Below are 9,455 nucleotides of genomic sequence, written 5' to 3'. Positions count from 1 at the left end.
CCTCTTGGAATATTGTAAGGCACCAATGTAAAGCCCCTGACTTGCCTAACAGTGAGCACATCATTTGGCCAGTGACTTTGAATATTCACTTCTTCGCCGACTTTAAAACCCAATTCAGCGATATCCTCTTCATTGGCAAACAGTACCTTGCGGCTGCCGTGAATGCCACGATATCGGTCATTATCGGTATAAACAGTCGTGTTAAATTGGTCATGACTTCGAATGGTCATCATCAATAATTGCCCCGCAGGTAACTGGGTGTCATTGATCGCGTGCACCACAAAATTCGCTTTCTGAGTACTGGTATTAAACTGACGTTTATCGCGCACCGCATTGGGTAATACAAACTCGCCCAACTGTTCTATGCGTTGATTAAAGTTTTCAAAACCGCTAATGACCTTAGCGATCCCGTCACGAATTAAGCGATAATCATCGCGCATTGCCAACCAATCAACCTTACTGTGTGGCAAAACCCGGCTGGCTAATTCAGCAACAATAGCTATTTCGCTTTTTAGTTTGCTGCTCGCCGGTGGTATTTTACCATGAGAGGTTTGCACCACTCCCATAGAGTTTTCTACTGTAACGGTTTGAATACCACTGTGCTGGCGATCAATTTCAGTTCGTCCTAGGGCAGGTAAGATTAAGGCCATTTTTCCCGTGTATAAATGAGATCGATTCAGTTTAGTGGATACTTGCACAGAGAGTTTACATTGCGCTAAGGCGGGTTCAGTCGCAGAATGATCCGGCATTGCCCGATAAAAATTACCTCCCATGGCAAAAAACACCTTAACCTGGCCTTCTTGCATCGCACGAACTGTCTCAACCGCATCAAAGCCATGCTCCCGTGGCACCGTAAACTGATAATGCGCCTCCAAGGCATCTAATAAAGATGCGCTGGGTTTCTCCCAAATCCCCATCGTGCGATCACCTTGCACGTTACTGTGTCCTCTAACCGGGCACACCCCCGCTCCTGCTTTCCCTAAATTGCCCTGCAACATCAAAAAATTGGTCATGAGCTGAATATTGGCTACAGCATTTTTATGCTGTGTCATGCCCATAGCCCAACAACAAATGGTTTTATGTGATTGGCACGCGATGTCAGCAGCTTGGTGTATTTGCCCGCGACTCAAACCACTATGCTGTTCGATATCAAGCCAAGACGTGCTGAGAATATCGTGCTTAAATGCCTCATAGCCATAGCAATATTGTTCAATAAAATGCTTATCTAATACACCTTGACCTTGTTCATCTCGCTCAATCAACTCTTTACACAAACCCTTTAAAAATGCCACATCACCGTTTATTTTTATGGGCAAGTACAGATCGCGAAGTGCGGTACCTTGGCCAATCACCCCGCTGACTTCTTGTGGATTTTTAAAGCGCTTTAAGCCGGTTTCATCTAAAGGGTTAATGGCAACAATTTTGGCCCCCTGTCGCTTAGCAGCCTGCAAAGAGCTGAGCATGCGGGGATGGTTAGAGCCTGGGTTTTGCCCAAAAATAAAAATCGCCTCGGCCTGTTCTAAGTCTTCTAAAGAAACGGTGCCTTTACCCACTCCGATAGTCTCACCCAAGCCAACACCACTTGATTCGTGACACATGTTTGAGCAATCAGGCAAATTATTAGTGCCAAATTGCCGCACAAACAATTGGTATAAAAACGCGGCTTCATTGCTGGTTCGGCCAGAAGTATAAAAAGCCGCTTGATTGGCCGAATCTAGTTCTTGCAATTGTTTAGCTATAACTTCGAGGGCCTTGTCCCATGAAATTGCTACGTAGTGGCTTGCCCCCGGGTTTAATATCATCGGCTCAACCAAACGGCCTTGCTCGTTAAGCCAGCGGTCGCTTTGTTGTTTTAACTGGGCAATACTGTTTCGCGCAAAAAAATCTGCTGTTACACGCTCAGTTGTAGCTTCATCGGCCACGGCTTTAGCGCCGTTTTCACAAAACTCAAAGGTGGCACGTTTAGCCAGAGGATCAGGCCAAGCACATCCAGGACAATCAAAGCCTTTGATTTGATTTAATTGACTGAGCAGTTTGCCCCCTTCGGCCACCCCCGCTTTATTAACGATATTGCGAAAGGCAGATAAAACAGCGGGAACTCCAGCAGCCCACTCTTTGGGCTTACCTACCTCAAGGTGCTTAATATCAATTTTATTACTCATAGCCTTTGACCTAAACCTTTAATAAATGCGGGTTACTGTATACGTTGTAACCGTGTTTTTTTATAAAACCTACCAAAGCAATTTCTGTTTCACTGGCCAATTGCACAGCAAGACTGGAAGGCGCGCCAAAGGCCAGTACATAACGAATATTTGCCATCGCCGCTTTTTGGATCATTTCAAAACCCACTCGCCCACTTAAAATCAGCCCGATCGGTGGAGACACGGCCTGGGTATTTTCGGCTATCAATAAGCCAGCATTCGCGCCAATGATCTTATCTAGCGCATTGTGACGGCCCACATCTTCTCTGACATCAAGAATGCGCAGTTGTTCGTCAAATAAGGCCACTCCATGATTACCACCGGTTTGCTGAAACAAAAGCTGTCGTCCCTCTAATTTTTCTGCTACCGCGCAAATATCAGCATGCTGCAATAACTTTTGTTCGTTGATGATCTTGGTGGTTTTGTTCTCCAGTAGAGCCAATAGCTCTTCAATACTTTGCTGACCACATACGCCGCAGGCAGAATTAACATATTCTTGGCGTTGATGCTGAGCGAGCTTAACCGTCGCCTCCTTGACCACACTGACGAGTATCTGATTAGACCCGGTATTTTTTAAACGGCCTTGCCCCATATAGTGGATGGTGTGAATAAACGCTAGGGAAGTAATAAGACCACTAGTATATAACCAGCCTCTGACCAGATTAATATCATCACCAGGGGTGCGCATTAAGGTCGCAAGAAGATGCGGGGACGGGTCGGGTGTTGAAAAGTGTTTGAGCCAAATCTGTAAGGGCTCTTCAGAAATAAGCGCGTCGTCAACCTTACATGAAGTCCACCTAGCGCCTTCTATTTGGCTGTATTTTTCAATTGGAAAACGAACAGTAGTTGTCGACATAACTCACAGGGTAACCTCAAATAATAGGCCTAAGCTAACCCAGCTACTTAATAGGGTAAAGTGCTTAAACCCATAATTAAGATCCAGCCGGCAAAAAATAGTTTGAGGTTTCTTGCTGAAAAATATAAGACCAGTCTTTTGGCCAAAATACCGCCAACAATCGCGCCAGGTCCAGCAAATAATACGATCGGCCAGTAGACAGCTTGGCTAATAAATACATGATAAATAATACCTGACCACACGGTGAATGCGCTGAGTATGACCGCACAAGCAATGGAAAATGTGACATTAAAGCGACGCAAAATTAAGTAAACCGCAATTAATTCACCTACGCCAATAGACAAAACGGCCGTAATTGCCCCGCCAATCAGCGCGATTAGTGGCAAAAATATAAGGTCTCTTGCGACTAAATCTTGATTGAATTGGATTGCTTTCATGAGTGGCACTGTGACAAATATAGCCACAGCCAAGATGATCGAAAAAATCCCAAAGAGTAAATCTAAACTTTCATGCTCAGTCACAATTCCTGAGGTATCTTGAAAATATTGCACCAACAACACACCCAAAATTGAAGTCGGAATGGTCAGATACAATACCGGATACAAGCCTTGCCATTGATGAGCAAGCTCGCCCTTGACCTGGTGAAGTTTTTGATAAAAGGCCCACCAAGTTAGAGCGCCGGCAGTCATCCCACAACATTGAATGGCAAAACTAGTTGATACGGCGGTTATCGCAGAGAAATTTAATTGACTAAAAAAGGGCATAAAGACCACTCCACCGCCCGCTCCGGTTGAATTAGCGAAAATAGCACCAACAACACCCAAAAGGCTAAAACCAACGTAGTCAAAAAATAGTGCCATCGGTTCTGCCGTAGTAAGAAATACCACCAGCCAAACCACAACTAATAACAACCGTATTTGCAGTGCAGATATTGAACGGAACATGCCGATTACTTTCCTCTTAGCCAACCAAAGCAGCGCGCGGACTTTGCCAGATTTACCCTGTCTAGGCAAAGTAAATTGCAGTATTGGTGTCGCAACTACTACTCGCTATTTGCCGTCAATAAACTATTTTTACTATTTATTATGTGCGCACCTGTACGCAGTAGGGTGAACGAAAGTTCAACTCTTTAAACTTATCCACACCGCTTTAATTGAAAAGCCCTTTGATTCTTGGAAATATGATGGTTGAAAGAACGATCTACAATGACATCTCAGTGTTGACCTTGCGACCAAATCGTTCGGCTAATTGGCAACAAACAAAGTATTTGATAGGCATTATTGCAGTGTTTGTGTCGTTTATAGCCTTAATATGGGCAGCACTGGGCATATGGATTATTCTGCCTTTTGCAGGTTTAGAAGTAAGTTTGCTGGCTTTTTTACTCTATCGTGGTTCTCGCTCGACGTACCGTAAACAGGTCATTACCATTGACCATCGAACGATAAAATTTGAAGCGGGGATCACCTACCCCGCCTGTTTTTATCTATTTGCACTTGAAGATAGTAGCTTACATGTCACTGAGGCAACCTTGCCTTTTGATTTCTGTGAGTTGTACATTAGAGATAAAAATCACAGCGTTTCCTTGGGCCAATTTCTTAATCAAGACGACCGCCTATTGGCCATCAGTTATTTGCAACAGGCAGGGGTTTATATTCAAAATGAACGGTGGTGGCTGCAGCGCAAATAACAGTTCAAAAGCGCAGTACATTTATAAAGTCGTTACTCAGGCCCCCCTTTAGACCTTGCGTATAAACCGCTTGCAAGGCTTCTGCTCCGGCATGTTCTTTCACCTCAAGACGCTGTTCAATCAACGCTAAAAAGCTTTGCCACGCTTGTGCGTAGTGCTGAGCAAACCCTTGTTGCCCCCATTCTTGCGTGCGTTTTTTAACTTGAGCAGGTGCAAAAAACATCTCGCCCTCAACTTTATCTTTAGGCTTGTCTTGCTGAGCATCAACGTCGGTGACACCGATAAAAATAGTCCTGGCAAGTTGCGCTGAAAATTGTTGTTGTAAACTCAGTATCAGGGGCTTATTTCCGGCAAAATCTAGCAGCCAGGTTGATTTATCCGTTCTTAATTCACCAAGTTGCTCATAACTTAAAACACGGTCGTAACAGCCTAATTGCTCGGTAAAGCGTTTGTTCGATTCTGACGTGAGACCAATGACATCGTATTGGGCCGCTCTGTTGGCCTTATGTTTATGCAGCAAATGGGCAGTACCGTAAGCCGTTTTACTTGAAGCACTGGTTAAAATCAGTTGCTGTACGTCGCTAGCAATGTGCTCTGCGACAAAATCATCCAGTACAAACGAAGTCATAAATAACGGACGAATATTCATTTGTATCGCTTCTTTTGCTGGATCGTAACCCGGGTCTTGCGCACAACGTAGATAATTATCATAGACCGGAGAAATACTCTTACGAGCTGGGTGGGCATCAAAAAAACCGTGAGGCGATACTTTACTGGGTTTTACTAGCCAGTGAGTCGCCATAGGTAAGTAACCAAATAATCGTTCACCAAGCTCAATACCTTGGCAGTTAGAGAACACAACAGTGGCAAATCCCCACATGGGCACAATGCCATAACCTTCGCCAGCTTGAAAAAAGCCCCAATACCCCATTTTGTCGCCTAACAGGGCATAAGTAATGTTGTTAGCTGAAAAGCCAAAGGTGTCCACTTTAAGCAATACTTCACCTTCAGCAATAGCGCCGAGATCAAACGTTTGCTCCACAATTTTTGTTTGCGATAGATGGCTTTTGTCTACCCATATCTGTTGGGTAGTTATTGAATTGGCGCTCATTATTTTTACTCTAACTGAAAAGTCTTGAACCCATAGTAAGTGCTTTCGGCCCCTTGCGGCATCATCCTTTTGAATAGGCAAAAATAAACCGATTTAATTAATGCTGTGGGGTGCTGATTTCAGCACCTTGCAAGTGGCATTGAAACAAAACCAAGGGATGACAGCTCAGGCCTTTAGGCCGTTTCACTGGCTTGCTGATGTATAGCGCTTACCAATTCTTTGGGGATCATGAGCGAACTGGCTAATCTATCAAGGTAGACGCCTGACGCTGATTGGTGTAAATCGATGGCTAAAACAGAGGCGGCATACACTTCCACCGCGGTTTCAGCGTTAGGTACTGAATTGACTAGAGCATCAAGGGAGAGGGGCTTGCGCAATTCGTCAAACAAACTGGCTTTGTCACTGATGCTAAGCGTTAAGTTATCAACTTGTTGATAGATACGCTGCCTTTCGTTTTCATCAATATGTCCATCAGCATTAGCTGCTGCGATCATCGCTCTGAGCAGTAGCATTTGACCTTGACCTGACGCTTCGTCATGAATCACTTTTTCAAATTGTTGTTTCGAAATACTGGCTGGCGAATAGGTTAAATTGGCTTTTGGCTCAGAAGGAGTATAACGAGAAACAGCCTCCTGTCGACTCGGCCGAGATGGCGCACTCGGGTCGGGCGTAGATTGATGAGCATTTTTTTGCGAATAAGACTGATATGCTTTGTAAGCCACAGTGCCAATGGCCGCCAACGCACCAAGTTTCAGCGCACTTTTACCAACACTTCGTCCTTTTTTACTCATCAACGCCCCCGACAATGCTCCGCCCGCAACACCGCCAGTAAAACCTGTCAATAATCCACTTTGTGTTAAACCTTTGATAATACTGTCGAAATTTTTCATATTATGGTCCTCTTACGTTTACAAAATAATACGTAAAAACCAGCAATTAGATGTGACTAATTTGTAAACAAATATGCAGCGACTTGGGCACAACGCCGCTTGAGCGACGATATAGGGACTGACTGCCATGTTATTGTTGATTTTTGATGGTGAAATGCGCAAAGAGTCGTGAACAAAAGTCAGTTGTGCGGTAATGATGGTAAGGCTAATTTGCTTTAAAGGTGAGCAACGAGGATCCATGCTTGATGAGTGCGTTGAAGACAAAACGCTTGCCTGACCTGCTGAGGGTTGCTCAGCGCTAAATGTTGTCGACATAAGGTTTTTTTGTGCGTAATGGCCTGCTTCTTACGCACAAAAAACGGCGTTCCTGAGGCTATCATTGCTGCCTGCGTGAAACGCTCCTTATCTCCAATGGGTACTATTTATTGCGCAGATGCGACACTGAGTCCAAAATTTTATTCGCACCTTCTTGAATATCATGAATCACTTGGTTGGTGGCTTTGAGTCTTTCTACAACGTCAGAAGCTGTTCCCCTACCGGCATTGATCGTATCAACCGATGTCTTGGTTAGCGCCTCGTTTTTCGCGACAACCCGGATAATTTCTTCTGTGGATTTAGACGTTCGCGACGCCAACTCTCTGACTTCGTCAGCCACCACAGCAAAGCCTCTGCCTTGCTCGCCGGCTCGAGCTGCCTCAATAGCTGCATTTAACGCCAAAAGATTGGTTTGATCAGCAATACTACTGATTGAATTAACCATCGCACTGATGGCATTTGACTGTTCTTCTAAGGCATCAATATTCTCAGAGGCTATTTTCATTTGCTCAGACAATTTTTCCATCACACCAGCGGTTTCTCTCATTAGTTCAGCCGCTTTGGAGGCGTACACCCCTGTTTGTTCTGAGGTATCATTTGCTAAAATTGCCGCACTATTAACTTGCCGTTCTCTCATCACTTGCGGTGTGATATTGGTCGCAAACTTCATAATTTTATAAAGTTTGCCGTAGCTATCGAATATCGGATTGTAGGACGCTTCTAACCAAAGCTCTTGACCTTGCTTATCAATACGCTTGAACCGCGAAGCAATAAAGTCTCCTCTATTAAGGCGTTGCCAAAAATCAATGTACTGCTGACTGCTGCGCTCTTCTTCAGTACAAAACATTCTGTGATGTTTGTGCTGGATTTCCTTTAAAGAGTAACCAATCGTTTTAAGAAATAGCTCATTTGCGGTGATAATTTCGCCACTGGGCAAAAACTCAATAACCGCCATTGAGCGCCTCAGGGCTTCAACCAAATTTTCGTTTTGCCTAGAATGTTCAATCGTCCTAGTTAAATTAGAGCCAAAAACATCAAAACTCTGACACACTCCCGCTTGATTTAGAATGGGTTGTAAAACGACTCTAAGCCATACCACTTGATTATTACTTTGAAGTTCAACCGCCCCAGCCCAATGTTCCTTTTGGCTAATTGCATTATTTAACTCTTTGTAGTGATTAGTGACCCGCGCGTGACTAGGTACTAAATTCGTTAGCGACTCGGTGATCAAACGTTGCTCTGTCAGCCCAGTTTCTTGTACAAATAAGGTGTTTACTGAAGTGATAGTGCCACTCACATCCAAAGTAAGATGCAACATTTCTGAATGAAGACTATCAATAATTTGTAATAAAGGACTGAGTTTCGCTTCTGCGTCAGCGAGTTGCTGTTTAAGTAGTTTATTGAACATTATGGACTGCCTAACGTATTGGTTCACTAACCTTAGTTATTGGCGTAGACAAGTCAAGTGCTCAGTTTAAATTTTAAACACACTGCCATTAGCTCAAGCCCATCAGGTGCACCATACTGACGTGGCATGGACCTAATAAATAAAAATTGAATTGTTAAATGAGTTTGGCTTTGGCACACCAAACTCATTCAAAAAAGGCGCTTGTTGCACAACTAAAAAAGTAACCGCGCATCCCCGTTCAGAAGTGCAGGTTACTTATTTTTACGAGTTTCAAATGCTTTTGTACTCATCTTAGACACTTGCTCCCAAGCCTCGTTTGGTACCAAAAAAGATAAAGCGTAGTGAGCTACTTTCCAATTATCTGCGTGGCGTATCAACACACCTGTGCCTCGAAATCGTCCCCACTTCGGGGACTCGGTTATTTCATCAAACCAAGCTGTGTTGCCGTCTGGGGCGTACTGGATATGACGCTCAACTGGAAAATAAGTCCATCCACCTTTGTTAAACCCTGTTTCAACATAGGCATCAAACTCATCTGGGCGGGTCCATCGCTCCCAGTCATCGGTGCCCATAAATACCCCATCCTCAGTAAACAATGCCAGGTAACGATCCTTTTGTGCTTTGCTGGCCGCGTCGTGTAAGTCGTCTAACACGCTATTGATTTTTGAATCATCTGCAGTGGTTTCACTGGCCCCTGCATAAAATTGTGTGCCAACTAAAACCAGACAAGTACCGACTACCATTTTTATAAACCTAGTTTTGAACATTTTGTTGCTCCGAAACATTTTACCATTATCAAGCCTGATTGAATGCGATGTTAAGATGAAAGTCCAGCTTGGCTGATTCGCCCGACATTATTTGAATGGCGGCGGCCCGATAGGAACCAATGGATTTATCTGATTGAAAAAAAAGCGATACTATGACAAAGGGAACTAGCAGTCTTAAAGTTGGCGCATCGCGCGAGTAAGCTTAAAAAACGAAAACGCC

General features: G+C 44.1%; 9 protein-coding genes. 1 reads left to right on the top strand and 8 read right to left on the bottom strand.

What is annotated here, in order from left to right; genetic code table 11:
* The 3 genes from NWQ57_RS16740 to NWQ57_RS16730 form a co-directional block, all read right to left on the bottom strand.
* On the bottom strand, positions 1 to 2,162 hold a 2,162-nt coding region (locus NWQ57_RS16740), incomplete at its 3' end, for an FdhF/YdeP family oxidoreductase (protein WP_306023310.1).
* A 10-nt stretch (positions 2,163 to 2,172) separates the two neighbouring features.
* Positions 2,173 to 3,057: a formate dehydrogenase accessory sulfurtransferase FdhD gene (locus tag NWQ57_RS16735; protein ID WP_306023309.1), complete on the bottom strand. Its 885-nt coding sequence runs from the start codon at positions 3,055 to 3,057 to the stop codon at positions 2,173 to 2,175.
* Between the two features lie 47 nt (positions 3,058 to 3,104).
* Complete coding sequence (locus tag NWQ57_RS16730) at positions 3,105 to 4,001, bottom strand: sulfite exporter TauE/SafE family protein (RefSeq protein ID WP_306023308.1); 897 nt, start codon at positions 3,999 to 4,001, stop codon at positions 3,105 to 3,107.
* Positions 4,002 to 4,240: 239 nt separating this feature from the next.
* Between NWQ57_RS16730 and NWQ57_RS16725 the strand changes: the two genes are divergently transcribed.
* Positions 4,241 to 4,744 carry a DUF2244 domain-containing protein gene (locus NWQ57_RS16725; protein ID WP_306023307.1) on the top strand — a complete coding sequence of 168 codons (504 nt, stop codon included), beginning with the start codon at positions 4,241 to 4,243 and terminating at the stop codon, positions 4,742 to 4,744.
* 4 nt (positions 4,745 to 4,748) lie between these two features.
* On the opposite strand, the gene NWQ57_RS16720 is transcribed toward NWQ57_RS16725, so the two are convergent.
* The 5 genes from NWQ57_RS16720 to NWQ57_RS16700 all read right to left on the bottom strand — a co-directional run bounded on the left by NWQ57_RS16720 (position 4,749) and on the right by NWQ57_RS16700 (position 9,211).
* Positions 4,749 to 5,855, bottom strand: coding sequence for a DUF2855 family protein (locus NWQ57_RS16720; protein ID WP_306023306.1), 1,107 nt, complete (start codon positions 5,853 to 5,855; stop codon positions 4,749 to 4,751).
* A 173-nt stretch (positions 5,856 to 6,028) separates the two neighbouring features.
* Positions 6,029 to 6,745 carry a tellurite resistance TerB family protein gene (locus tag NWQ57_RS16715; RefSeq protein WP_306023305.1) on the bottom strand — a complete coding sequence of 239 codons (717 nt, stop codon included), beginning with the start codon at positions 6,743 to 6,745 and terminating at the stop codon, positions 6,029 to 6,031.
* Between the two features lie 18 nt (positions 6,746 to 6,763).
* Positions 6,764 to 7,060 carry a hypothetical protein gene (locus NWQ57_RS16710; RefSeq protein WP_306023304.1) on the bottom strand — a complete coding sequence of 99 codons (297 nt, stop codon included), beginning with the start codon at positions 7,058 to 7,060 and terminating at the stop codon, positions 6,764 to 6,766.
* A 103-nt stretch (positions 7,061 to 7,163) separates the two neighbouring features.
* Positions 7,164 to 8,468: a PAS domain-containing methyl-accepting chemotaxis protein gene (locus NWQ57_RS16705; protein WP_306023303.1), complete on the bottom strand. Its 1,305-nt coding sequence runs from the start codon at positions 8,466 to 8,468 to the stop codon at positions 7,164 to 7,166.
* A gap of 251 nt (positions 8,469 to 8,719) precedes the next feature.
* The gene (locus tag NWQ57_RS16700) at positions 8,720 to 9,211 is read right to left on the bottom strand and encodes a nuclear transport factor 2 family protein (RefSeq protein ID WP_306023302.1); all 492 of its coding nucleotides are present in this window, start codon (positions 9,209 to 9,211) and stop codon (positions 8,720 to 8,722) included.
* Positions 9,212 to 9,455: the final 244 nt, after the last annotated feature.

This window comes from Paraglaciecola sp., assembly GCF_030730205.1.
Classification (GTDB): domain Bacteria; phylum Pseudomonadota; class Gammaproteobacteria; order Enterobacterales; family Alteromonadaceae; genus Paraglaciecola.
The sequence above is the reverse complement of the archived record's forward strand: the minus strand, read 5'-3'. Positions and strand labels throughout refer to the sequence as shown.